This is a genomic window from Aeromonas sp. FDAARGOS 1407, from assembly GCF_019048725.1.
Classification (GTDB): Bacteria; Pseudomonadota; Gammaproteobacteria; order Enterobacterales; family Aeromonadaceae; genus Aeromonas; species Aeromonas enteropelogenes.
On record NZ_CP077399.1, the window covers coordinates 2895128 to 2917938 of the forward strand.

Annotated in this window: 17 protein-coding genes and 3 tRNA genes; 6 read left to right on the forward strand and 14 right to left on the reverse strand. The window is 62.7% G+C overall.

All coding sequences use genetic code 11. From position 1 onward, the window contains the following. Nucleotides 1–183: 183 nt before the first annotated feature. Nucleotides 184–336 (forward strand): hypothetical protein, encoded by a 153-nt coding sequence (locus tag I6L37_RS13765; RefSeq protein WP_216994229.1) that lies wholly within the window; start codon nt 184–186, stop codon nt 334–336. Here the strand turns inward: I6L37_RS13765 and I6L37_RS13770 are convergent. From I6L37_RS13770 to I6L37_RS13780, 3 genes are read right to left on the reverse strand one after another with little or no spacing between them, the layout of a single operon-like run. Next, a complete protein-coding gene (locus I6L37_RS13770; RefSeq protein ID WP_216992142.1) occupies nt 330–1403 on the reverse strand; it encodes a lipocalin-like domain-containing protein in 1074 nt (357 codons plus the stop codon). The two genes, I6L37_RS13765 and I6L37_RS13770, sit on opposite strands and share 7 nt — an antisense overlap. Next, nucleotides 1400–3838 (reverse strand): FtsX-like permease family protein, encoded by a 2439-nt coding sequence (locus I6L37_RS13775; RefSeq protein ID WP_216992143.1) that lies wholly within the window; start codon nt 3836–3838, stop codon nt 1400–1402. The genes I6L37_RS13770 and I6L37_RS13775 overlap by 4 nt, the downstream gene beginning before the upstream one ends. A gap of 27 nt (nt 3839–3865) precedes the next feature. Next, entirely contained in the window at nt 3866–4561 is a 696-nt protein-coding gene (locus I6L37_RS13780) for an ABC transporter ATP-binding protein (RefSeq protein ID WP_216992144.1), read from the reverse strand. A gap of 152 nt (nt 4562–4713) precedes the next feature. On the opposite strand from I6L37_RS13780, the gene I6L37_RS13785 reads away from it, so the two are divergent. The 3 genes from I6L37_RS13785 (at nt 4714) to I6L37_RS13795 (ending at nt 7309) form a co-directional block, all read left to right on the forward strand. Beyond that, a complete protein-coding gene (locus I6L37_RS13785; protein WP_026457061.1) occupies nt 4714–5181 on the forward strand; it encodes a DUF4357 domain-containing protein in 468 nt (155 codons plus the stop codon). Between the two features lie 109 nt (nt 5182–5290). Further along, a complete protein-coding gene (nhaD, locus tag I6L37_RS13790; protein WP_026457062.1) occupies nt 5291–6715 on the forward strand; it encodes a sodium:proton antiporter NhaD in 1425 nt (474 codons plus the stop codon). A gap of 27 nt (nt 6716–6742) precedes the next feature. Next, nucleotides 6743–7309, forward strand: a complete 567-nt coding sequence (locus I6L37_RS13795; RefSeq protein WP_216992145.1) for a pyridoxamine 5'-phosphate oxidase family protein — start codon at nt 6743–6745, stop codon at nt 7307–7309. Nucleotides 7310–7415: 106 nt separating this feature from the next. Here I6L37_RS13795 and I6L37_RS13800 read toward each other — a convergent pair whose 3' ends face one another. The 10 genes from I6L37_RS13800 to I6L37_RS13845 all read right to left on the reverse strand — a co-directional run bounded on the left by I6L37_RS13800 (nt 7416) and on the right by I6L37_RS13845 (nt 18937). After that, the gene (locus I6L37_RS13800; protein WP_216992146.1) at nt 7416–8630 is read right to left on the reverse strand and encodes a Bcr/CflA family multidrug efflux MFS transporter; all 1215 of its coding nucleotides are present in this window, start codon (nt 8628–8630) and stop codon (nt 7416–7418) included. Nucleotides 8631–8688: 58 nt separating this feature from the next. Next, a complete protein-coding gene (locus tag I6L37_RS13805) occupies nt 8689–10407 on the reverse strand; it encodes a hypothetical protein (protein WP_254203490.1) in 1719 nt (572 codons plus the stop codon). Nucleotides 10408–10482: 75 nt separating this feature from the next. After that, nucleotides 10483–11793, reverse strand: coding sequence for a hypothetical protein (locus I6L37_RS13810; protein ID WP_216994172.1), 1311 nt, complete (start codon nt 11791–11793; stop codon nt 10483–10485). Between the two features lie 179 nt (nt 11794–11972). Further along, on the reverse strand, nt 11973–12545 hold the full coding sequence (locus I6L37_RS13815; RefSeq protein ID WP_216992147.1) for a hypothetical protein: 573 nt from the start codon (nt 12543–12545) through the stop codon (nt 11973–11975). A gap of 129 nt (nt 12546–12674) precedes the next feature. Further along, the gene (locus I6L37_RS13820; protein WP_216992148.1) at nt 12675–14099 is read right to left on the reverse strand and encodes an FAD-dependent oxidoreductase; all 1425 of its coding nucleotides are present in this window, start codon (nt 14097–14099) and stop codon (nt 12675–12677) included. Nucleotides 14100–14195: 96 nt separating this feature from the next. Continuing rightward, a complete protein-coding gene (locus I6L37_RS13825; protein ID WP_042026019.1) occupies nt 14196–15041 on the reverse strand; it encodes an FTR1 family protein in 846 nt (281 codons plus the stop codon). Next, nucleotides 15041–18040 (reverse strand): YncE family protein, encoded by a 3000-nt coding sequence (locus I6L37_RS13830; protein ID WP_216992149.1) that lies wholly within the window; start codon nt 18038–18040, stop codon nt 15041–15043. Before I6L37_RS13830 ends, I6L37_RS13825 begins: the two co-directional genes overlap by 1 nt. Nucleotides 18041–18044: 4 nt before the next feature. Beyond that, complete coding sequence (locus I6L37_RS13835; protein ID WP_026457379.1) at nt 18045–18494, reverse strand: hypothetical protein; 450 nt, start codon at nt 18492–18494, stop codon at nt 18045–18047. A gap of 289 nt (nt 18495–18783) precedes the next feature. Further along, nucleotides 18784–18859 (reverse strand) — tRNA-Asn (locus tag I6L37_RS13840). 2 nt (nt 18860–18861) lie between these two features. After that, nucleotides 18862–18937, reverse strand: a tRNA-Asn gene (locus tag I6L37_RS13845). 485 nt (nt 18938–19422) lie between these two features. On the opposite strand from I6L37_RS13845, the gene dauA reads away from it, so the two are divergent. Then, nucleotides 19423–21159, forward strand: a complete 1737-nt coding sequence (gene dauA, locus I6L37_RS13850; RefSeq protein ID WP_216992150.1) for a C4-dicarboxylic acid transporter DauA — start codon at nt 19423–19425, stop codon at nt 21157–21159. Between the two features lie 183 nt (nt 21160–21342). After that, nucleotides 21343–21430 (forward strand) — tRNA-Ser (locus I6L37_RS13855). 156 nt (nt 21431–21586) lie between these two features. On the opposite strand, the gene I6L37_RS13860 is transcribed toward I6L37_RS13855, so the two are convergent. Then, nucleotides 21587–22804 carry an MFS transporter gene (locus tag I6L37_RS13860; RefSeq protein ID WP_216992151.1) on the reverse strand — a complete coding sequence of 406 codons (1218 nt, stop codon included), beginning with the start codon at nt 22802–22804 and terminating at the stop codon, nt 21587–21589. Nucleotides 22805–22811 lie beyond the last annotated feature (7 nt).

Consider the following 22811-nt stretch of genomic DNA (forward strand, 5'->3'; position numbering starts at 1 on the left):
GCATGAATAGGTTAGTAGTGGCCCATATTCATACGGTTCTTGGACTTAATCATTCTTTTATCAATCAATGCCTTGTAACAGCTGGTTACAGATCTTGCGTCGACCGGCTAACCCTTCCTCCAGTAAATTCGGCGGCGATTGAATGCACCTCACATATCAAAGCAATTTCAAGGAGCAAGAGTCATGAACATGCCCCACAAAGCCATGCTGGCCGCCGCCCTGTCCGCCTGCGACAGCGAGAAGGCGGTCAACAGCATAGCCAAGCGCGCACCGATGCCGACATCTATGAGGCGAACCTGCTCAGCCGCGATGGCGGTCAGGGGCAAGGCTCAGTAGCCGGTCATCTCCAGATAGCCGACACCCTTGGCGTCCCCCGAGACAGAAACCGCTCCCTCCCAGTAGTCGAAGCGCCCCGTCATGGCCTGATCGGGCTGGCGCGCCTGGATGGTGAGCCTCATATCGGCGGCTGCCAGCTGCCACTCGATGGGGTAGTCTTGCCCCTTGGGGCCGCGCCAGGTCTTGCCCGGGGTAAGGCGGATGTGGTCTGGGCTAAGTACCCGGCTGCTGCCATCGCGCTCAATCAGGATGCCGTAGCGGTTCTCGGGATTGGCGCGGCCCGATTTGGTGCGCAGGCGAAACAGCATCAGCTCGCGGCCATCGTCAAACTGCAGCGAAAACCAGTCCCAGCCCGATTGCCACTCGGCCAATACCGAGCTGCTCCACTCGTGATCAAACCAGCCTTGGCCGGTCACGGTGCGGGTTTCCCCATCCAGGGTTAAAGTGCCGCTTAAAGTGAGGCGTGGGTAGGAGTAGTAGAAGGAGGCATTGCCCGGGCTCTTCTCGCTGTAACCCTGTTTGCCCTGCAGCACCGCCGGCTTGGCGGTGCTCACCTTCACATCAAGATCCCCCGCCTTGCTTTGCACCTTGAGGGTGGCGGGAAAGAGCGCTTCCCCCTGGGAGGCAAGCACCCAGTCTTTCAGCCAATACTGACCGCCGCTGGCACCGGCCAGCCCTGGCCCCTGGCGGCTGGTGCGCTCGTCCTGCTGGTGGCTGCCTTTGCTCAAATCCGTGATGGCGAACTGGGCCAGCCAGAGCTGGGGAGTGAGCCAGGGGTTCTCCGACTTGATCCCCTGCTCGATACCTTGGCGAAACAGGGTCCACTGCATGCCGTAGCCGCGCCCCTGCTCGTCTTTCAGGTTGCCGGTGAGATACCACCACTCGGAGCGGTAGTCGGGATGGGCGCCGTGATCAGTGGGCAGCTGGATGGACTGACCCGGCAGAGCCTTTTTGAAGTGATCGCTGCCACCGCCGAGGATGGTCCCCAGATCGCTGGCACCGACAGCCCCGCCATACAGCGCCCAGAGCACCCCCAGTGCCAGCGGCCACGCGTTGATTTTTTTCATACCACTCTCCTTGCGGCGTACCAGGAGGCGAGCGCGCCACAGACGGGGGCGAGCAGGAGCGCCGTGACGGCGTGCAGCGGGGCGGCCTCAAAGGCCAGCCGCCAGCCGAAGGCGCGGGGGTTGACCACCTCGATGAGCACCCAGGTGAGGCCATAGCCCACCGGCAGGGCCAGCAGCGCTGTGAGCAGCCCGAGGCCCGCCCCCTGCCACACCAGCAGTCGGCGGCAGTGGCGGGGGCCTACGCCCAAGCTCTGCAGGGTCTGCAGTTCGCCGCGTCGGGCCAACCCTAGCACCATAAAGGCCGAGCCGATGCCGACGAAGGCGATCCCCAGGATCAGCAATTTCAATAGCTCGGTCACCACGAAGGTCTGGTCGAACACCTTGAGGGCGGCAGCGTGGATGGCGGGGGCGGGCAACAGGTTCACCCCCTCGCCAAACTGCGCCCGCAGGCGATCGGCGAGGCGCTCCAGTTGGTTGCTAAAGAGGGCCAGGGATTGCACGGCCCCGCCCTCGAAGGCGTGCAGTATCTGCCCCTTGTCGCTGCCGTAATCCTGATAGACGCCGGTGACGGTAAGCCGCCTTGGCCCCTGCTCGCCGGTCACATCGAGGCTCTGGCCCACCTTGACCCCGAGGCGCACCGTCAGCGGTTCGCTGGCCAGCACCTCGTCCGGGGTGGCGGGCCAGCGCCCGGCCAGCAGCGGATAGGCGGCTTTGAGCTCGGGGATAAAGTCCATCTGCGCCCACTCGATGGGGTGTCCTTGCCAGCGGGCGGGGTGTACAGATCTGCGCGAGGCAGCGCGCACGTCCGGCGCGGCGAGGATGGTGTTGAGGGTCGGCTCGCTCAGGGTTCCCTTGCTGCCGGCCACCCCCTTGGGGGCGGTGACGTAGAGATCGGCGGCCAGGCGCTGGCCGAGCCAGATCTCCACGCTTGAGCGAAAGCTCGACACCATGACTCCGATACCGATGGCCGCCGCGATGGCCAGTTGCAGCGCCATCACCGCAATGGCGGTGCGATCCAGATGGTAGCGGGTCTCGGCTACCGCCAACCGGGCGGTGAGGGAACCGCCGGGGCGCGAGCGCAGCCATCCCAGCACGGCGCGAAGGAGATCGGGCAGCCAGAGCGCCATGGCGAGCAGCCAGCCGCCGGCGATAAAGAGGGCGCCGGTGAGACCGGTTTCTGGCCGCCACAGACAAAGCGCGCACAGCAGCAGGATGGCGATGGCGAGCAGGCGCCTGCGCCAGGGATGAGCTGGCGGGCGGCTGTTGCCTTCTCGCAGCTCAAGGGGGGATTGGCGCAGCAGTTGCCACCAGCCGGGCAGGTTGGCGGCGAGCGTCCCCAGAAGGCCAATCACCAGCGCCTTGCCAAGGCTTGCGGGGGAGAGGCGCAGCAGATCGATGGGGTTGGGGCCGTAGAGATCGGCCAGCGCCTGAGTGAGCTGCCCCATCAGGGCGAGGGCCAAGAGGCTTCCCAGCAGCAGCCCGAGCAGGGTGCCGAGGGTGGCGAGGAGCAAGAGCTCCAGAATGAGCCAGCCAAGTACCCGGCGCGGCGGCATCCCGAGGATAATGAGCTGGGCCAGCTGGGGGCGGCGCACGCTCTGCACGAAGCGCTGGGCGTTGAACACCAGAAAGAGCCCTACCGCCATGGCGAGTAGGGAGAGCGCCGTGAGGTTGAGGGCCAGCGCATCGCCGAGCTGGCTGGCATCGAGCGCCGGGCTGATGGGCTCAAGCCAGAGGGGCTGATGGGGGGCATAGGCTTGCAGGGCGCGTTGCAAGGCAGTGACCTGCGCGTCGCTCAACTTGAAGACGATACGATCGAGCCGGCCGGCCTTGCCCAGCAGGGGCTGGGCGAGGCCGATGTCGGTCACCAGCAGCCGTTCCATGGGCACGGCGCCGGGCTCGAAGGTGCCCGCCAGGGTGAGGGTCAGCGCTCGCTCACCCCGTTTGCCATCAGGCGAGGCCTCGCTTAGGAGAAACGTCCGCGACTGACCCGGCTGCCAGCCCAGCCGCCTGGCTTCGGGAGCCGCCAGCCAGACGCTGTCGGCGCGACTTAACGAAAAATCGGGCTTGCTGTTTGGCTCTGCGCCAAAGAGGCGGCGCAGGGGGCCGGGGTTGAACAGATCCATCCCCAGCAGCTGAAAACTGCGCCCCTGTTCATCCTTGAGCCAGGCGTGCAGCTCTGGCATGGCGTCAAGGTCGGGCTGGCTGCGCACCAGCTTGACGTAAAGCCCCTCATCCAGCCCGCCGTCCGGCGCCAGCCGGTAGTTCGCTTCCCCTGCCAGCTGGCTGCGGGCGGCGACGAAGTTGGTGCGGGCGCTGTGGTTAAGAAGCTCGATGGCCACCACCAGGGAGACCCCCAACACCAGCCCGGTCAGGCTCATCAACAGCAGCCAGGGGTGGGCGCGATAGAGGCGCAGCAGCGCCTTTAGGGGCAGCATGGTAAGCCCTCGCTCACGGGGCGGACGTCACCCATGGGGAGCTCCGGTACTGGGTACACGCTTTAGCTCGACCAGCTGGCCCCCTTCAAGGCGCAGCACCCGATCCGCCAGGGCGCCATAGGCGGGGTTGTGGCTCACCAGCAAGAGGCCCGCTCCCGTATCGCGCACTGCCGCCATCATCAGGGCCATCACCTGCTCGGCATTGTGTTCATCGAGGCTCCCGGTGGGTTCGTCCGCGAGCAGCCACCGGGGCTTGTGAATGAGGGCGCGGGCCAGCGCCACCCGCTGGCGCTGGCCGCCGGAAAGCTGCTCCGGCCAGGCGTGGCGCTTGTGGGCGAGATCGAGCCGTGTCAGCAGGGCGTCAACCTCTGACTGCTGGCGCGGGAGCTGGTTGATGGCGAGCGGCAGGCAGAGGTTCTCCTCCACCGTCAGGGTCGGCAGCAGGTTGAAGTCCTGATAGACGATGCCGAAATGGCGGCCGCGCAATCGGGCCCGCTCGTCCGCCGGCAATGTGTCGAGACGGGTCTCCCCCAGCCAGATCTCCCCCTCATCGGGGGGAAGCAGGCCGGCGATGAGGCTCAGCAGGGTCGATTTGCCGCAGCCGCTTTGCCCCAGCAGCAGGGTGATTTCGCCGGGGGGCAGGGAAAGATCCAGGCGCTGGAACAGCGGCAGCCGTTCGCTGCCGTTATCGAAGCTCTTGCAGAGGTTGCGCAGGGTCAGCATGGGATAACCGGTTGATGGTCAATGGCTTTCAGTATGCCCGCTACTATGCCAGTTAGTGATCACGGCTGCAAAAGCGAAGCGGATCCTGGCTGGATCCTGCTCGCAAGAGGTGGTTAGAATAGAGGCTTCCATGGGTCACAGGATGCGCAAGGATGTTACACAAGCAAGTCAGTTTTATCGTCGACAGCAAGGGCAACAAGCAGGCTGCCGTGGTCCCCATCGATATCTACAACGAGCTGATGACCCTGCAAAAGGCGCTCTCCGACAACAAGCCGGGGGAGCGCGAGCTCTACCACTTCAACGGCAAGGGGGCCGAAGCTCACGGTTATCCGGTGGGCAAGCGACAGAACCCCGGCTTCATGGTGCTGGCGGGCTCCACCGCCAACGGCGAGGATGCGGCCTCCCTGCGCGAGGCGGTGATCGAACTGCGCCAGGAGCTGCTTGGCAAGGGGATCCTCTCTCCCCGCAGTGAAGGGGGCTTCGTGTTTGTGGCCGATCAGCTGTTCAACAGCCCGAGCCTGGCCGCCAGCCTGGTGGCGGGCAACAACCGCAGCGGCCTCGATGCCTGGCAGAACAGTGCCGGCTACACCCTCAAGCAGTCGGGGTTTGGCAAGAAATAACGGTGAGTTCTCGTTGCCGATCAATTGATAATTGATTGACCTGGATGAAATTATTTTTTCATCCAGGTGCTAGCATGAAAGCCAGACGGTTCCCAAAGGAAGAGGCTCCATGTCTACGTTATCCCGCTTTGTCCCTCTGTTTTTGTTCTGTGTGTTTCCCGCCGAGGCCAGCAGTGGCCCCATTCCAATGACCTTCTCCACGGTCGGCCTGTTTTGTGTCGCCCTGTTCACCCTGGCCTATGCCCTGGTGATGGCAGAGGAGTATCTGCAACTGCGCAAGTCCAAACCCGTGCTGGTGGCCGCCGGGGTGATCTGGATCCTGATCGGCATCGTCTATGCCCAGGGGGGCATGAGTTCGGCTGCGGAGCAGGCATTTCGCCACAACCTGCTCGAATACGCCGAGCTGATGCTGTTCCTGCTGGTGGCGATGACTTACATCAATGCCATGGAGGACAGGATGCTGTTCGATGCGCTGCGGGCCTGGCTCATTCGCTCCGGCTTTCAGTTGCGCACCCTGTTCTGGCTGACCGGCGTGCTGGCGTTTTTCATCTCGCCGGTGGCGGACAACCTCACCACGGCGCTTTTGATGTGCGCCGTGGTGCTGAAGGTGGCCAACGGCGATCGGCGTTTCGTCAACCTCGCCTGCATCAATATCGTGGTGGCGGCCAACGCCGGCGGCGCCTTCAGTCCCTTTGGCGACATCACCACCCTGATGGTGTGGCAGGCGGGCAAGGTCAATTTCGGCCAGTTCTTCGCGCTCTTTATCCCCTCTGTGCTCAACTTTCTGGTGCCGGCCCTGCTGATGAGCTTCATGGTGCCCAAGCATGCCCCCAAGGCGGTCAACGAGGTGGTGGATCTCAAACGCGGGGCCTTTGGCATAGTCGCGCTCTTTATCCTGACCATACTGACGGCGGTCGCCTGCCATAACTTCCTTCATCTTCCCCCTGTGCTCGGCATGATGATGGGGCTCGGCTATCTGCAGTTTTTCGGTTTCTACCTGCGCAAGACCCTGCCCACATCACTTGCCCGCAAGCGCGCCATCTACGAGCGCAACGGCGATCAGGCACGTCTCAGACAACTTGGTTCAGTAGTGCCCTTTGATGTGTTCAACAAGGTGGCGAAGGCGGAGTGGGATACCCTGCTGTTCTTCTACGGGGTGGTGATGTGCGTCGGCGGGCTGGGCTTTATGGGTTATCTGGAGCTGGTCTCCGCCTGGCTCTATGAAGGGGGCAATGCCACCCAGGCCAACATCGCCATCGGCCTGCTCTCCGCCATTGTCGACAACATCCCGGTGATGTTTGCGGTGCTCTCGATGAACCCGGACATGGCGCTCGGTCAGTGGCTGCTGGTAACCTTGACGGCCGGGGTGGGGGGCAGTCTGCTCTCCATCGGGTCGGCGGCCGGGGTGGCGCTGATGGGGCAGGCCCACGGCATGTATACCTTCTTTGGCCACCTCAAGTGGCTGCCCGCTATCTTGCTTGGCTATCTGGTGAGCATAGGGGCGCATCTGTGGCTCAATAGCGCCCAGTTCTGAAGGCGATAACTCTCCAGGGAAGGAAAAATGGGACAACTGTTCGAGGCGCTCTCGCCGCAACATGTGGCCTTTATCGAGGCACAGAAGATCTACTTCGTCGCCACGGCGGCGGATCAGGGGACGGTCAACCTCTCCCCCAAGGGGGGCGATTCGTTGAGGGTCATCGATGCTCATACCCTGGCCTGGCTCAATCTGACCGGCAGCGGCAACGAGTCGGCGGCCCATGTGCTGCACAATCCGCGCATGACAATGATGTTCTGCGCCTTCGAGGGGGCGCCGCTGATCCTGCGGGCCTACGGTCAGGCGCGGGTACTGCACCGTGGCGACACGGGGTGGGAGGCCGCGCTGGCGCGTTTTCCCGCAAGTATCGCGGCCCGCCAGATCTTCTTGCTGGACATCGAGCGGGTGCAGGCCTCCTGCGGTATGTCGGTGCCTCTGTATGAGTACCAGGGGGACAGGGCGGATCTTGCCAACTGGTCCGAGCGTCAGGGCAGGGAAGGGATCGAGGCCTACTGGCGCAAGAAGAATCAGCTGAGCCTGGATGGCCTGGAGAGCGAGATCCTGGCTCGCAGCGGGCTGGAGGCCACACCTTAGAGAAGGCGCGACGGTGAAAGAGGGAACTATGCCCCGTGATACACAAAGCCCTGCTGATACAAGCAGGGCTTTTTCATATGTCTCATGCGTGATGGCGACAAAAGCGTCAGGAGGCGCTGCGCTTGCCTGCCAGCAACCAGTAGCTCAGGGCCGATCCCGCCCCACAGCTGGCGATGGCGATAGCCATGGGCAGCGGTGATGCTGGCGGGTTGAGGTTCACCAGTATGCCCACCAGGGCGCCGATGCCAAAACGCAGGGTGCCTGCCAGCGCCGAGGCGGTGCCTGCAGATTGCGGGAAGTGGCCCATCAGGCCGGTCATGGCGTTGGCCCCCACCAGGCTGATGTGGCCGACAAAGAGCACCACAGGAATAACGATGCCCCACAGACCCCCGGTCTGGCTCCAGGCGTTGTAGATGAGCAGGACCCCGGCGCAGGGCAGCACCAGCAGGCCATATTGCAGCATGCGCTCGGCGCCCACCCCCTTCACCAGCCGGCTGTTGACGAAGGTGACCACCATCATCAGCAGGATATTGAGGCCAAACAGCCAGCCGTAGTGCTCGGTCGGTACCTTGAAATACTCGATATAGACGTAAGGGGAGCCGCTTAAGAAGGCGAACATGCCGGAGCTCGAGAGCGCCCCGCACAGCACATAACCCATGGCGCCACGATGGGTGAGCACCCCCCAGTAGTTGCGCAGCACCTGGCCTATCTTCAGGGGCTGCTTGTGCTCGGGCTTGAGGGTCTCCTGAATTTTCCACTGCATCACCACGCAGATAAGCAGGCTGATGACCACCAGCAGCCAGAAGATCACCCGCCAGTCGCTGTGGGCGCTGATGTAGCCGCCCACCACGGGGGCCACCAGGGGAGCGAGCGTCATCACCAGGATGACGAAGGACATGGCGCGGGAAAACGCATCCTTCTCGAAAAGATCCCGCAGCAGGGCGTTGACCACCACAGAGCCGGCTGCACCGCCGGCTGCCTGCAGCATCCGCCAGGCCAGTAGCTCGGGCAGCGAATCCGCCATGGCGCAGCCCACCGAGGCGATGGCGAACATCATCAATCCCGCCAGGATCACCGGTTTGCGGCCAAAATTGTCGGCAAGCGGCCCATAGAACAGCTGGCCGATGGCAAAGCCGCCGAGAAAGGCGCTGATGGTGAGCTGGGCACCGTCGATGCTGGTGGCCAGATCCCGGGCGATGGCTGGAATGGCGGGCAGGTACATGTCCACCGCGAGCGGCGTCAGGCCCGCCAGGGCACCGAGCAGGATAAAGAGAAAACGGGGAGAGAGGGCGGCGGCTTGGGGAGCAGGGGCGTGGGGCATAGGGTGTCCGGTTGTCGACCTTGGTTGCGAATAAGAGGAAATAACGAGTCTATCAGCTTTAACCACGCCGGGCATGGCGTTCCTGCGCCGGCGTGCCCGGCGGTTTGTCATGGTGACGGGCCGTGTTGGGCGATTGGTAACGGGTCTTGATGAAGGCGCCCGCCAGGGCCAGCCACCAGGCAAGCCAGGTCACCAGCGACAGGCCGTAGCCGAGGCGCTCAGGCCAGCGGGCACTCAGGGTCACGGTGAGCCGGTAGTCGCCGGCGGGCACCTGAACCTGCAGCAGTCCGTTCTGGGTATTGCTGACAGGCAACTCGGTGCCATCGTCGCGCCAGGCCTGCCAGCCCGGATAGTAATACTGGTGCATCACCAGAGTGGCCGGGGTCTTGGCGTTCACGGTCAGCACAATGTTGCGGGGTCGCCAGCTCTGGATCTGCCACTGGATGCCTGACCTCTGTGTGGTTATTTCGGGCTGGAACTCATCCTTCCAGGCCAGCAGGGTGGGCGAGAAGTTGCCGCGGGGCACCTGCCTTGGCCGGTATTCCCGGGCACTGCGCTTGCTGTCAAAGAGTGTATCGATCGCTGCCTTGTCAGGGCTCTGGGTGAGGGGGGATTCACGCACATAGAGCGCCTGCGAGGCCATGATAAGGGCGAGCAGCCCCCACCAGAGCCACTGCCATAACCGATGGACGGGAGGCGCCAGGGCCACCACGGCCACGGTGGCGGTGACCAGGATCAGGTTGAAGCGCCAGGGAAATTGCACCAGTTGCAGCGGCGTGAGGAGCTGCCAGAGCGGCTCGCTCACGGAGAGGGTCATGAGAAAACAGAGGGTACCGATCACCCCCCAGCGCCGCAGTTCGGGATGATGGGGCTCGCGGGTGGCGGCCCAGGCCACCAGCAGCAGGGCGAGGGTCAGTATGGTCAGCCAGGTGAGGTGACCACGAAAACGCCAGTCATCCAGGCTCTGGGGCAGGCGATCGAGAAAATTGCGCTGGAATTCGAAGATGCCGGTGCGCATCTGCTCCATGGAGATCCCTCCCTGATCCAGCAGGGCGGGCAACAGCAGCAGGCTCGCCATGGCCAACCCCCATCCCTGTGCCAGCAGGGTGGGCCAGATGGCGTCGCTTGTCTGGTTGCGCCAGGCCAGCACCAGGCTGCGAACCGTCAGCAATGCCAGGATGAGCAGCAGGCTCGGCAGGTTGGAGAGGGCCAGCATGGCCACGGCAAACGCGAGCAGGAGCAGGCCGAAGGGGGCCTGCTTGCTGAGCCTGTCCTGCCCCAGCAGCGCCAGTGGTGCCCAGACGAAGGCCCAGCTTTCTGCCAGGGCGAAGCGGGCATAGATGTCGATAGCCAGATGATAGGGGAGCGCCATATAGAGCAGGCTGGCCCCCATGGCCCGGCGGGGAGAGGCAAAGGTACGCAGCCAGAGATAGGCAAACAGACCCGAGAGCCAGAGCGCCAGACTGTTGCTCCAGAGCAGGGGCGTCATGGCCTCGTGAGCGAGGGGCGTGGGGCCGGCGAAGAGGGCGTTGACATAGTAGGGGAGCGGTGGATAGAAGAAAAAAACCGGGCTGCCGAAGGAACCATTCATGGCCATCAGCCAGCGGGGATAGAGTTCCCCCTGCCACAGTTGCACCGCAAAAAAGTGGCTGGAGAGCAGATGGTGAAAAAGATCATGCCCCTGACTGCCGCCGCGCAGCCAGAAGGGCAACAACATCATCGCTGTGGCTATCAGCAATACCAGAGGAATGCTGTAGCGCGTCCGCAATCCAACCATGTCGAGACTCGCTGGTTATGGTCGCAAGGAGAGTCTGGTCGAGTTGCCGACTCCCTCTGCATCCTGATCCTGCCGTCAGGGCCCAGCATCCGCTTGCCTGTCGGGAATGGCAAGCCAGAGGCCGGGCTCGGCGCGAAAGCGCGGAGCAAACCACCACTGCCGGTAGGGCGCGGGCAGGCTGCTCGCGTCGATAGGGCGCCGACTGAGACGACAGGCGCCCTGCGTCAGGACCAGACGCGCATCCCCCCCATACCAGCCATCGGTGATCGGAAGCCGCGTGGTCTCGCGCAGCAGCCTCACCCCCCACTGGGTCACAAGCGCCGGGCACGTTTGTTCGGCCAGTCTGGTAGCCCGGGTCATGGCTGGTGCCGCCGGCGGGGTGAGGGTGCAGAGCAGCAGCACTAGGGCCCCCAGCATGGCCGGCAGCTCGCCCCGGCGTGGCAGCATGCCTGCCAGCAGCACCAGGCCGAGCAGGGTGATGGGGGCCAGATGGCGGGGATTGTCCGGGTTCTGGCCAAACAGGGTCCACAGCAGCAGGGCAAGCCAGTAGAGGGACCAGCAGGGGGAGAGGGCGGCTGCGTGGCCCTTGCATCGTTGCCACAGCGGCTGCGCCAGCAATCCCCCGACAGCCAAAGGCCAAAGCGGGGTGAGCTGCTTGTTGAAGGTATTCGCCCAGCTTAGCAGCCGATCGCCGTGGGCCGCTGCCGTGTTGCCCCACAAGGTAAAGTGGCCGTCGGTAAAGCGCCGCCCTTCGCTGAAATAGGCCCAGCCATCGGCCTGCCAGACAAACAACAGACTGACGAGTCCTACCAGGGCGATAGGGAGCACAAACCTGAGCCGCTCGCCTCTGTATTGCAACCCCAGAGCGATCGGCAGCAGGGCCAGCACGAAATAGGAGGGGCGCTGGGCCAGCATCAGGCCCAGCAGCAGACCGGCCAGCGCCGGGTGGCGAGCCTGATGTCCGGATGCGGATTGAGTGGGTGACAGCGCCAGCAGGGCGCCAAGCCAGGCGGCGAGTGCCGGCCCGTCAGAGAGGCCGGAGAGGGCGAGCGTCGGGGTGAGCGGCAGGGCCAGCACCAGCAGCCAGACGGGGGCCAGGAGGCTTGGACGCTGCCACAGTCTGACTGCAAGCAAGGCTGCGAGCGGCGCCAGCAGGCCGGTGCCCAGCAGGCAGGCATACTGCACCGCGGCGGCGGGACTATCCACCACCAGATTGACAAGGCGGGCCAGCCAGATAAAGGCGGGATAACCCGGAAAGTGGGGCGCGAACTCCAGCACGCTAAAGCGCGTCACCCCGTGGGCAAAGTTCAGGGCATCGTCTGAATCGAGCGCCACTGGGAAAGCCAGCAGCCAGCCAAGCCAGGCCAATTGCAGCAGGATCAGCAGGTAGGGTCGATTAGCAAAGCGTAATCGGCCGTGGTGACCCCTCCCTTCTCCCACAAGAGAAGAAGGGGGCAAACCGGCGTTCGGGTGCATCTATCGGCAGGCCGTGCGTAGGGTGGATAGAGCGAAGCGAAACCCACCGTTTGTCACAGCGAGATGGAGCAATGATTGGCTGGAGGTCATCAGAGCGGCGCCAGCACGGCCATCAGCGCTTTTTCCGCCTCGGCGAAGGCCTTGGCATCGGCGGGCTTGGCGCCCACCCCGAACACCCCAGGGTTGCCGATGGCGTCGAGCACCTTGGCCAGCGCCTGATCCGCGGCCTGGCGATCCCCTTCACTGAGGGAAGGGAGGATCACATCCAGAAAGCGCTTGCTCTTGACCACCAGCACCTTGGCGGTCTGGTAGTCACCAAGGTTTTGCTTTGCTCCATCGAGGCGACGCTCGATCTCTGCCTTGTAGGCGCGATTGAGCAGGGCGGCGGTGGCTGCCGCGTCTTTGCCCTTGATGGCGGCCGCGAGCGGAGCTTGCAGTTCAACCTTGTGGTGTTCTTCCAGATAGGTCAGCTCCTCGGCGATCTCGCTCAAGGTGGCGCTGGCATCCTTGCCGTCGGTGGCGGCGCCCAGCAGTGCCTCACGGGCATCGATCAGCGGCTCCTTGCCGGCCGCTGCATAGGAGTAAGCCTGAGCCTGTCCCATGCCAGTCAACACGGGGCCTGCCAGCAGGGCGAGGGCAATAAAACCGTGGCGTATGGTCATCCTGTTCTCCTTGGTTTGCTTATAGCGCGGACGTTACGCAACGCACTGGGTCTCGATCACGGTATTTTCGTTGTGATGATTGAAGGCGGTGCGGCGTCTGTTCGCCTTGTCAAATAGCTGCAATTGTCATCACGCCACGCTCTGGGTCTCAATCACGGTATTTTCGTTGCGATGATTGAAGATGGCGTGGCGTCTGTCCACCCCGTCGATGACCATGTCGGCGGCCATCAGCCCCATCTCCATGGCGGTGTCGGTGAAGATGTAGCGAAACGTCCCCTGACGGCCGGTCATGATGAGGTTGGTTATCGGCATCAGCGCCTGGATGGCGGCATTGCGGCGGGTCTGATAACCCAGATCCATCAGGGGATAGGCGTACTCGCTGCGCGCCTCGAAGGTCTCATCGCCAAGCTTCTGGGTATCGACGCCGAGGCTGGCCAGATCAGCGGTGACCCGGCCGCGCAGATCGGCCAGCGGTGCCTGCCAGGTGGCATCCCCCGGATTGCAGGGGATCTCCAGCATCACCGAGGTCTGGCCCTGGGGTGCCATAAAGGGGCTGCGCCGGCGCGGCTCCTGCAAACGGGTGGCCAGGATATGGGGGTCGGAGAGGTACTGCCAGGTGTTGTCCGACAGGTTCTCCTGTTTGAGCGGCATATTGACGAAGCGCAGCGAACGGTAGTGCAGATCGCACGGCAAGCCCAGATGCTGGCAGGTGAGCGGCAGCGGCAGGGTGGAGATCACCTGATCAAAGTGTTCGCTTTGCTCAACGCCATTCTGACGCCAGTAGACCCGCTCAATGCGGCCATCGACCTGCTCGAGGCGGGTGATGGTGGCGCCGGTCTTGAGCTCGACCCCCTCTGCCACCAGTCGCTCGCCCAGGGTGGTGAAGATCTGGCCGAAGCCATATTTGGGGTAGCGGTACTTGCGGGCGTAAGTGCGCACAGAAATGCTGCCGTTACGCCTTGGCAGCAGGCGGCGCGCCACATCTTTAAGGTCGATGAGGCTGATGCGCTGGCCGGCCCAGTCGGCGGAGAGCTTGTCCGGGTTGATGCCCCACAGCTTGGCGGTATAGCCCTCGAAAAACTGGCGATAGAGGGTGCGGCCAAAGTGGCTCTGGATCCACTCGGCAAAGCTTGCCCTGGCAAAATCGGTGGGTTTCTTGGCAAAGGGCAACAGCAGCAGATCCTTCATCGCCCCGGCCATCAGGGACAGCGGCGCCGTCTTGAGCAGGTTCGGCAGGTTCAAGGGGTAGTCATAGGTGCGCCCGCCGAAGCGGATCACGCTCTTGCGCATCGCGTGGAGCAGATCGTCCCCCATCAGCTCGTCGATAAAGGCGAGCAGCTCGGGGTTCTTGGTGATGAAGCGGTGGCCGCCGTAGTCGAAGCGATACTCGCCATCGCGCCCCTTGAAGGTCTGGGTGGCGCACATGCCGCCCACCACGCTCTCCTGCTCGAACAGGGTGACCGCAAAACCGGCCTGGCAGAGGCGCCAGGCGGCCATCAGACCGGCGGGGCCGGCGCCCAGTACCGCAATGTGTTGTTTGTTGTTGTCGCTCATGACGGTGTTCCAAAACGGCTGGCAAAAGAGAAAAGGGGCGGGTGAACAAGCGGCTCACCCCGGTGAGCCGCCTTGCCATATCGGGCCCTCAGCATATCAGGGCTTGGCGCCGGATCCCGCTGGCTGTGGCTGGGGGCGGTAGCTGCGTTGCCAGAGAGTAACGAAGACCACCAGATAAACGGCCCAGGTCAGCAGCTGTAGGCCGGCCGGCGAGGCATTGTAGCCAAACAGGGCGCGCAGAAAGGTACCGAAGATCCCCTGATCGTCGAGAATGTGGCTGATGTTGAACACCGGCTCGGTCCAGAGGGTAATGACCCCCGCCGCCTGTAGCATGTTGACGGCAGAGGAGAGCAATCCGGCGGCGATGATGATGATAAGCAGGCCGGTCCAGCGAAAGAAAGGGGCCAGGGCCACCTTGCGGGTGGAGCGCAGCAGCCCCCACACTAGCGCCACCGATACCAGCAGGCCTGCCAGCGCGCCGACAAGGCCGGATTGCAGATCGACTCCCTGACCCGAGTAGAGCAGGGCGGAGAAGAAGAGCACGGTTTCAAACCCTTCACGCATCACGGCGAGGAAGGCGAGCAGGGCCAGGCCAAACAGGTTGCCACTATCGAGCGCCGCGTCGATGCGCGCCGTCATGGCCCCCACCTGGGACTTGGCCTGCTTTTGCATCCAGATGGCCATGTAGCTCAGCACCAGGGTGGCAAAAATCAGGATCCCCGCCATCAAGAGGTGGTTGTAGCGCTCGCTCTCGAACTGGCTCACCACCACCTGGAACAGAAAGGCCACCACCAGCGAGGTGACGAGCCCAAGCCCGACCCCCAGATAGATGAACTTGTTGTAGCGGCTCGCCCCCAGCTTGGCGAGGTAGGAGAGGCAGATGCCCACCAGCAGAAAGGCTTCCAGCCCCTCGCGCAGGGTAATGAGAAAACTTGCAAACATCAGGTTTGAGGCTCCGTAACGGACATGTTGGGGGTGGGCTGCAAGGTGAGTTGCAGCCGATTGAGTTGTAGCCGAGTGAGCAGCACTATGGGTGGCTCCGGCAAGCTCGGCTCGGCGGCGCGCACCGCATCATTGACCCACTTGGGGTAGGTGCGGAAATTGAGTCTGATATCGGCCTTGAAGGGGGCTTTGGCATCTGCCGGCAGTGGCCAGGCTTCATCGCGCCAGCCATCGGCCGGGATGCGGGTGTCTTCGAGGAGCTTGGCGTAGCGCCAGAACTTGAGCCCCACCGGCTTGCCTTCGGCATCGCCAAATACTTTTCTGAATAGCCGCGCATCGTCGGGGACGGCGCCATCCACCGGCTGGCCACTTTGCAGCACGATTAGGCCTCTAGCATCGGTGACGGTCAGTTCCAGCCAGAGCTCGCGAAAATCAGCCACGCCGGTGGGCAGGGCATGGCCCGCACCGGTATTGGCGACCCGTACCACCAGTTGGCGGCAATCGGCCACCTGTTCGATACGGGCAGAGAGGGTGGCGCTGGAGCGCAAAAGCGCCAGGCTCTCCTGCTCGAGTGCGGGATTGCGCAGCCCCACCAGTTGGTGCTGGGCACCGGTGAAGTTGTGGCGATAGAGGCGTTCTTTCAGAGTGCCGTTTTCGGTGGACTGGCCGGCCACCGGCGCGCCGCCGTTGCCCGGCTCCGGGTTCATATGGCAGTCGATACAGGTGCGCCGCTTGGCGGGATCCTCTGCTTTGGCGAAGCTGGAGTTCTGCCACTCGTCCCAGGTGTTGACGATATTGGCGCCGGTGCCCGGGGCGAACTCGTTATGGCAGGATTTGCACAGGGCCGCGTCTTGGTAGAAATCCTTCTGGTAGGAGGCCTTATGGGCCGCCGGGCGGGCATTGATCTGCCGCTCAGCCAGCCAGTGCTGGAGGCTGCCGCCCGGGGCATCCTCGAACACATAGCTCTCGCGGTCTTTCAAATTCACGGTGAAGGCGCTGTTGCCGCCGGCGTCTTCTACCTTGGTGATGCGATGGCAGAGTACGCAGCCGGTGCCTTCTTCCACCACTGGCTCGCCTTTCTGGTGGGCGGCAATCAGCGAGGCGCCCCCCTGCTCGAACATATTCGAACCCTTGGGCAGTTCCGTCTGGCCAGTCAGCACCTGCTGGGGCATGTGGCAGCCCTGGCACCACTGGCCGAAGGCTTCGCCCTCTGTTTCGCGCGCCAGCGCCTGTACCACCTTGTAGTAGGGGTGGGAGTTGCCCATCAGTCGGTGATTGCTCTCGCTCCAATCCTTGAACGCCTTTTGGTGGCAGTTCTGGCAGGAGGCGGAGTTGAGCCACTCTTTCGGGTGAGTGGTCGGCGCCTTGGCGGGATCCGTGCGTGGGGCATCGAGTCGCAGCCAGTTGGCGAGATAGGGGAGGTTGCCATCGGCGGTGACGAAGGCGTGCAGATCCTCCATCATCGCCTTTACCTCGGGTTGGGGTTTGGCGGGATCGACTGTCTCGGCCCCATCGCGGGTGTCATGGCCCATGCCCCCCTGGGTCTGCTGGGTCATGCGCAGGTATTCGCCGATAAAGTCCCCCGCCACCATGTTGGCGAGGTTGGCGTGGCCGTTGATGGCGTTGTCGCGGCTTTTCTGGCGATGGGCCGCCATCAGATAGCGGTTGGTGAAGTTGAACCCGTCCAGATGGCAGGAGTTGCAGCTCATCCAGTTGTCCCCCGCCATGGGGAAGCGGCTATTGGCCGCGGTGTTGCCGAGATTAAACAGCCGCTCGCCACGCTTGAGGGGCTTGGGGCGGGGATCGGATGCCACCAGTTTGGCGAAGTGGGGCACATCGACGGTGACCCGGGCGAAGGGGCCGCTGCCGCCGGTGTTGAGGCGGGTGAGATCCTGCCCCATGACGTTGTGTACCAGAATGTGGTCGCCGTCGATCAAAAGATCGCGCGGATTCTGGCCCGGCAGGTGGCGCAGCAGCTGGGTTGCCTTGGCGCCGCCCTGAAACTTCTTGCGGCGGTGGCGATTGTTGTTGGACTTGCCGCTGCGCGAGAGGTCGAACACCAGCAGATCCTCCGAACCCGCCAGGGTCAGGTAGACCCGCTTGCCGTCGGCGGCGAAGCGCGCCGCGAAGGGATTGGAGACGATTTGACTGCGGTTGCCGACATTGGGCAAGTTGATCTGCAAGAAGAGCTGTTTGCGCTCGTCGACCCTTTCTTTCTCTTCCTCGAGATCGATGATGGAGACCGCTGGGAAAACGGTGCTCTGAAACTGGAAGGGGTGGTCGAAACTCCACAGCACGTGGGGCAGCCAGGCTTCGCGGCCATCGGGGGAGAGGGCGATGCCGTCCAGCAGGCGCGGCAAGCCTTGAGAGTCGCTTGGGGTGGAGCTCTGGGTCTCGGCGAGGGTGATCAGGCGCGGTGTGGGCAGGGCAGCTTTTTTGACGCCGCCCTCCAGCTTGGCGAGATCGTAGATGGCGAGCTGGCCGGTCATGGCGTGGGTGAGCAGCAGGCGATCATCGTCGGTCAGGGCAAGTCCGCGCGGGGTCTCTGCAGTGGCCATATCCAGCTGCAGCTTGCCATCCGTGTCATAGGCCTGCAGGCGGCCCGCCTCGAACAGGGTGACCCAGAACCAGTGGCGTTTGGGATCGTAGATGACGCCGTAGGGTCTATGGCCGGTGGGGATTGCCTTGTCCAGGTCGAGATCCTCGTCCAGGAGCAGCAGGCGATCACCGCTGTAGTCGGTCACCAGCAGATTGCCGCCCTCTGCACGGGCCAGCTGGCGCAGATCGCCGCCAAAGCGAGCCTCCTTGAGACGCTTACCACTTTCGCGTTCCAGCAGGGTGACCGAGCCTGCACTCTGGTTGGTTACCAGCAGGTGAGGGGTTTTCCCCTCGTCATAGGCAATCATGGCCGCGCCCATCTCCTGGGCCGAGGCGTTCCCCGGCAACAGTATGGTGGCGAGCAGGGCCGAAAAGAGCGAAGAGAGAAGCAACTTCAACATGGGATCAGGAACGCCATCTGAGAATGGTCCAGCGCCAGGCGTGGCGCAGTACCAGGGGAGTCAATGCTAGAGCGCTCAGCCAGTGGGCCCAGCTGGCGAGGTTGCCAGTGGTATCGCCCGGGGTGCCGTGCAATACCAGCAGCAGCCCGCTGGCCAGACACACCAGCAGTAAGCCCTCAATGATACGCCCCGTGGTGCGCAAGAAGGGTTTGCGGCTTCTCTTCAGCAAGCTGCGATGGGAGAGCCAGAACGCCCCGAACAGCAACGGAAACAGGGTCAGGGAGAGCACTACATGGAGAAACAGGTTCCAGCGCGCCAGCGACCAGAGCGGAGTCAGAGGCTCCCACAGCAGCAGGCCTGAGAAGAACATCAGGTAGAGGGTGCCCTCGGCGGCCTGATGGTGATAGGCCAGCCATTGCCAGAAGGGGCGTGCTGAGAGGGAAAGGCTTGTCATGAATGCTCCGGCACCGATGGTCGGTTTGGGTGAAGCAGTCTATAACGCAGAAAAGGCAATGAAAAGAGTTATCAATTCCATTGGTGATGAATAAAGGCTGAATGATGTGTAGAACGGAAAAAGGATGAACGACAGATGTTGGGGATATCAACAAGTGCTGAACCGAAGCCGGAGAGGTGGGGGGGCGTCAGGAGCTTGGGTTGTCGCGATGTGGCGGCGTACGGGATAAAACCGGGAGGTATAAAACCAAAAAGCCCGGTCGATTGACCGGGCTTTTTGGTTTTGAAAATGGCTCCCCCGACAGGACTTGAACCTGTGACATACGGATTAACAGTCCGCCGTTCTACCGACTGAACTACGGGGGAATTGGCTCCTCCTACTGGACTTGAACCAGTGACATACGGATTAACAGTCCGCTGTTCTACCGACTGAACTAAGGAGGAATTGCCTGTCTCGTTGAGACGGGGCGGATATTAATGGCCAGGGTGGCGGGTGTCAACCCGCGATCTTTGTTAAAAACGGATTTTCGACCTGTTTGCCCAAAACTTGGTCTTTGCCGCTTATTTTGAACACAATCAGTCTCTTGCACTTGCTTCACTGGTCACAAAGAGGGACTAGAGGGGGTGTGCTGATGAGGGCAACTTCCCTTTATCGGCTGCGAACGTGCAAAATTGATGTGATGTCTCAAATGGAAATCTTTGCGGTTAACAGGGCTGGAGTCCGGATAAATATCGGGGATTTGGTGGCGAATGGGCCAAATGGTGGGCGAGTGTGTCATTCATTGATCCTGACCATCGAAAAAACGGCGCGGCAGGAGTAAGGTTACGCAGGATACCATCGCCGCGTCGACAGTTCTGCCGGCCCTTGATGATGATCGGGCGCCGGATTTATCCGGCCTTTATCTCCCTCTTCTGGTATTACGATATACATGCACAAGCAAGCACCTTTGAATAGCGTGAAGCTGGCCGTTGCTTTACGCCAATCCTGTATCGATGAACCCTATAGTGTTGCCCGTTTTGGCCGCGATTTGATCGCCGGCATTACCGTGGGCATTATTGCCATTCCGCTGGCCATGGCGCTGGCGATTGCCAGTGGCGTGCCGCCACAACATGGCCTCTACACCGCCATTATCGCCGGTATCGTGATCGCGGTAACCGGTGGCTCCCGTTACTCCATCTCGGGGCCGACCGCCGCTTTTGTGGTGATCCTCTATCCGGTGGCCCAACAATTTGGCGTGGGTGGCCTGTTGATGGCGACCCTGCTCTCCGGCTTCTTCCTGCTGGCCATGGGGATGGCGCGGCTCGGCCGCCTTATCGAATACATCCCCCCCTCAGTGACTCTGGGCTTTACCGGTGGTATCGCCATCGTGATTGCGACCCTGCAGATCAAGGATTTCTTCGGCCTGCACGTGGCCGAGATGCCGGAAACCTATGTCGGCAAGGTGGAGGCGCTGGTACATGCCCTGCCCAGCTGGCAGTGGGGTGACACCCTCGTCGGGGTCGCGACCCTGGCGGTACTGCTGCTCTGGCCGCGACTGCGCCTGCCAGTGCCGGGCCATCTGCCTGCCGTGCTGGTGGGGGTGGGCCTGGGTTTTGGCCTGCATCAGTTCGGGGTGGATGTGGCCACCATCGGCAGCAAGTTCAGCTATACCCTGGCCGACGGGACCCAGGGGATGGGGATCCCGCCCATCGCGCCGAGCCTGGTGATGCCATGGGCCCTGCCCGGACCGGATGGTGCCCCTGTCGAATGGAACCTGGCCGCCATCGAGCGCCTGCTGCCGGCTGCGTTTTCCATGGCGATGCTGGGGGCCATTGAATCCCTGCTTTGCGCCGTGGTGCTGGATGGCATGACAGGTCGCAAGCACAGCTCCAACGCCGAACTGGTGGGGCAGGGGCTTGGCAACATACTGGCGCCCTTCTTTGGCGGTATCACCGCCACTGCCGCCATCGCCCGCTCCGCCGCCAATGTGCGGGCGGGAGCGACCTCGCCTGTTTCCGGCATCGTTCATGCCCTGGTGGTGCTGGCGGCCATTCTGGTGTTGGCGCCCTGGCTCTCTTGGTTACCGCTGTCGGCCATGGCCGCGCTGCTGCTCATCGTCGCCTGGAACATGAGCGAAGCTCACAAGGTGGTGGAGCTGGTGCGCCGTGCCCCCAAATCCGATGTGCTGGTGCTGCTGGTCTGTCTGTCGCTCACCGTCATCTTCGACATGGTGATTGCCATTACCTTCGGGGTGATCCTGGCTTCCCTGCTCTTTATGCGCGAGATCGCCAAGATGACCCGTTTGCACGATTTGGCCGAGCATAAGCGCTATGCCAAGGAGCTGCCGGATAACAGCCTGGTCTACAAGATCAACGGCCCGCTCTTCTTCGCTGCGGCCGAGCGGGTCTTTGGTGAGCTGGAAGCCCAGGTGAAGGGGCATCGTCTGCTGGTGTTACAGATGGAGGCAGTCTCCATCCTGGATGCGGGCGGGCTGTCGGCCTTCCTGCACTTTGGCAAGCAGATGGCCACCGCCGGGGTCGAGGTGCGTGTCGCCGAGCTGCAGTTCCAGCCGCTCAAGACGCTTGCCCGTGCCAAGGTGCGTCCTCAGTCCGGCAAGCTGGAATTCTACGGTTCGCTGGAAGAGGCCCTCAAAGGGGAACACTTGCACGAAGCGGCGGAAAATTGAGTAAAAGGGATACAAAACGGCATGTTTTTGGTCATTTTGTTCGACTATCAAGCGAACGAACGCAAAAAGTAAAAAATTGCATTGACCAAATGCCTGCGTATCCCGTACATTACGCCCCGTTCCAGCGCAACGGCGCAACGAACAGCGTGTTGGCTGAACACGTTAAACAACAGACCAAAATTTGGTGAGGTGTCCGAGTGGCTGAAGGAGCACGCCTGGAAAGTGTGTATACGGCAACGTATCGAGGGTTCGAATCCCTCCCTCACCGCCAAATTGCAAAGCCCGACCTGATGGTCGGGCTTTTTGCTTTTCCGGGCTTTCTCATTACCAATGACTGATGTGATCCCGGCATCCTCCTTCTCCCTGCCTGCGCCAGTGATCTTTCACTCCCGATAAGGGACCCAAGGCTCCCAGTTCCCTTATCCAATCAATGGTGGGAGGAGGGGAGATGGAGCATCTTTTCATGGCGCTGTTTCAGGCGCCCCAGCCAGATCCCCAGGCCTGCCGTCAGGCAGAGCACCAGCTCGATCCCCACCACCAGGCCTCCGAGCCTGCCTTGTTCCCAGAACGGGTGAAGGTAGAGCCCCCCGAGGCTGGCCCCCAGATAGTAGGTCACAAGATAGAGGGAGGAGGCGAGCGCCCGGTTGTGCTCGACGTGCTGACCCACCCAGGCGCTGGCGCAGGCGTGAGCCAGGAAAAAACCGAAGCTGGAGACAAGCAGGGCGGTAAGGATCCCGGACAGGGTGCCTAGCAGCAGGCAGATACTCCCCAGCGCCATCAGGGCAATCCCCGTCAGCAACATGCGCTGGGCTCCCCAGCGATTGGCGCAGCGCCCGCTCAAGGAAGAGGCGACGGTGCCGGAGAGGTAGGTCAGAAACAGCATGCCAAGCCACTGGGTCGGCAGGGAGAATGGAGGGGCTGCCAGCAAGAAGGTGAGATAGCTGAACTGGTTCAGAAAGACCATGAAGTTGAGCCCGCCAATCAGATAGGCGCCCACCAGCAGCGGATTGCTCAGATGTTGTTGCAAGGCGTGGGCAAACTGACCTGGCACCGGGGAGGCCGCGACAAAGCGCGTTTGATGAGGCAGCAGCCAGAGCACCAGCGGCAGCAAGGCAAGGCTGATCGCGCCAATGCCGAGGAAGGTATGCTGCCAGTCGCCAAACCAGCCAGCCAGCAAGCCACCGACCACCCGACCCGCGATCCCCCCGAGGGAGTTGGCGGCGATATAGACCCCGACCGCCGAGAGCAGCGCCCGCTTGCTGAACTCCTCGCCCATGTAGGCGATGGCTGTGGCGGGCAGACCCGCCAACAGGGCGCCCTGCAGGATCCGCAGCAGCAGCAGGGCTTCAAATTGCTCGACCAGTGGAATGAGCAGGGAGAGCAGGATCGCCAGAGTAAGGGTGCCCAGCATCACCTGGCGACGGCCATGACGATCGGCCAGTCTGGCGCACAGGAGCAGGGAGGCGGCCAACCCGGCGGTGCAGCCAGCCAGAGTCCAGCTGGCCGAGAGAGAGTTGACCGAGAACACCTCGGCGATCAGCGGCAACAGGGGATGGGTCTGGTAGAGATTGAGAAAGACCAGAAAAGAACCCAGGCTGAGCGCCAGGGTGGCGCGTATCCATTCGCGACTTCCAACTTCGATCATGCTTGCA

Bases quoted from the DNA above. Each gene is read 5' to 3' on its own strand.
- I6L37_RS13805 (WP_254203490.1), bottom strand. From the start codon at position 10,407: ATGGTTGGATTGCGGACGCGCTACAGCATTCCTCTGGTATTGCTGATA.
- I6L37_RS13825 (WP_042026019.1), bottom strand. From the start codon at position 15,041: ATGTTTGCAAGTTTTCTCATTACCCTGCGCGAGGGGCTGGAAGCCTTT.
- I6L37_RS13830 (WP_216992149.1), bottom strand. From the start codon at position 18,040: ATGTTGAAGTTGCTTCTCTCTTCGCTCTTTTCGGCCCTGCTCGCCACC.
- I6L37_RS13780 (WP_216992144.1), bottom strand. From the start codon at position 4,561: ATGCTGACCCTGCGCAACCTCTGCAAGAGCTTCGATAACGGCAGCGAA.
- I6L37_RS13800 (WP_216992146.1), bottom strand. From the start codon at position 8,630: ATGCCCCACGCCCCTGCTCCCCAAGCCGCCGCCCTCTCTCCCCGTTTT.
- I6L37_RS13835 (WP_026457379.1), bottom strand. From the start codon at position 18,494: ATGACAAGCCTTTCCCTCTCAGCACGCCCCTTCTGGCAATGGCTGGCC.
- dauA (WP_216992150.1), top strand. From the start codon at position 19,423: ATGCACAAGCAAGCACCTTTGAATAGCGTGAAGCTGGCCGTTGCTTTA.
- I6L37_RS13770 (WP_216992142.1), bottom strand. From the start codon at position 1,403: ATGAAAAAAATCAACGCGTGGCCGCTGGCACTGGGGGTGCTCTGGGCG.
- I6L37_RS13765 (WP_216994229.1), top strand. From the start codon at position 184: ATGAACATGCCCCACAAAGCCATGCTGGCCGCCGCCCTGTCCGCCTGC.
- I6L37_RS13820 (WP_216992148.1), bottom strand. From the start codon at position 14,099: ATGAGCGACAACAACAAACAACACATTGCGGTACTGGGCGCCGGCCCC.
- nhaD (WP_026457062.1), top strand. From the start codon at position 5,291: ATGTCTACGTTATCCCGCTTTGTCCCTCTGTTTTTGTTCTGTGTGTTT.
- I6L37_RS13860 (WP_216992151.1), bottom strand. From the start codon at position 22,804: ATGATCGAAGTTGGAAGTCGCGAATGGATACGCGCCACCCTGGCGCTC.
- I6L37_RS13815 (WP_216992147.1), bottom strand. From the start codon at position 12,545: ATGACCATACGCCACGGTTTTATTGCCCTCGCCCTGCTGGCAGGCCCC.
- I6L37_RS13795 (WP_216992145.1), top strand. From the start codon at position 6,743: ATGGGACAACTGTTCGAGGCGCTCTCGCCGCAACATGTGGCCTTTATC.
- I6L37_RS13785 (WP_026457061.1), top strand. From the start codon at position 4,714: ATGTTACACAAGCAAGTCAGTTTTATCGTCGACAGCAAGGGCAACAAG.
- I6L37_RS13775 (WP_216992143.1), bottom strand. From the start codon at position 3,838: ATGCTGCCCCTAAAGGCGCTGCTGCGCCTCTATCGCGCCCACCCCTGG.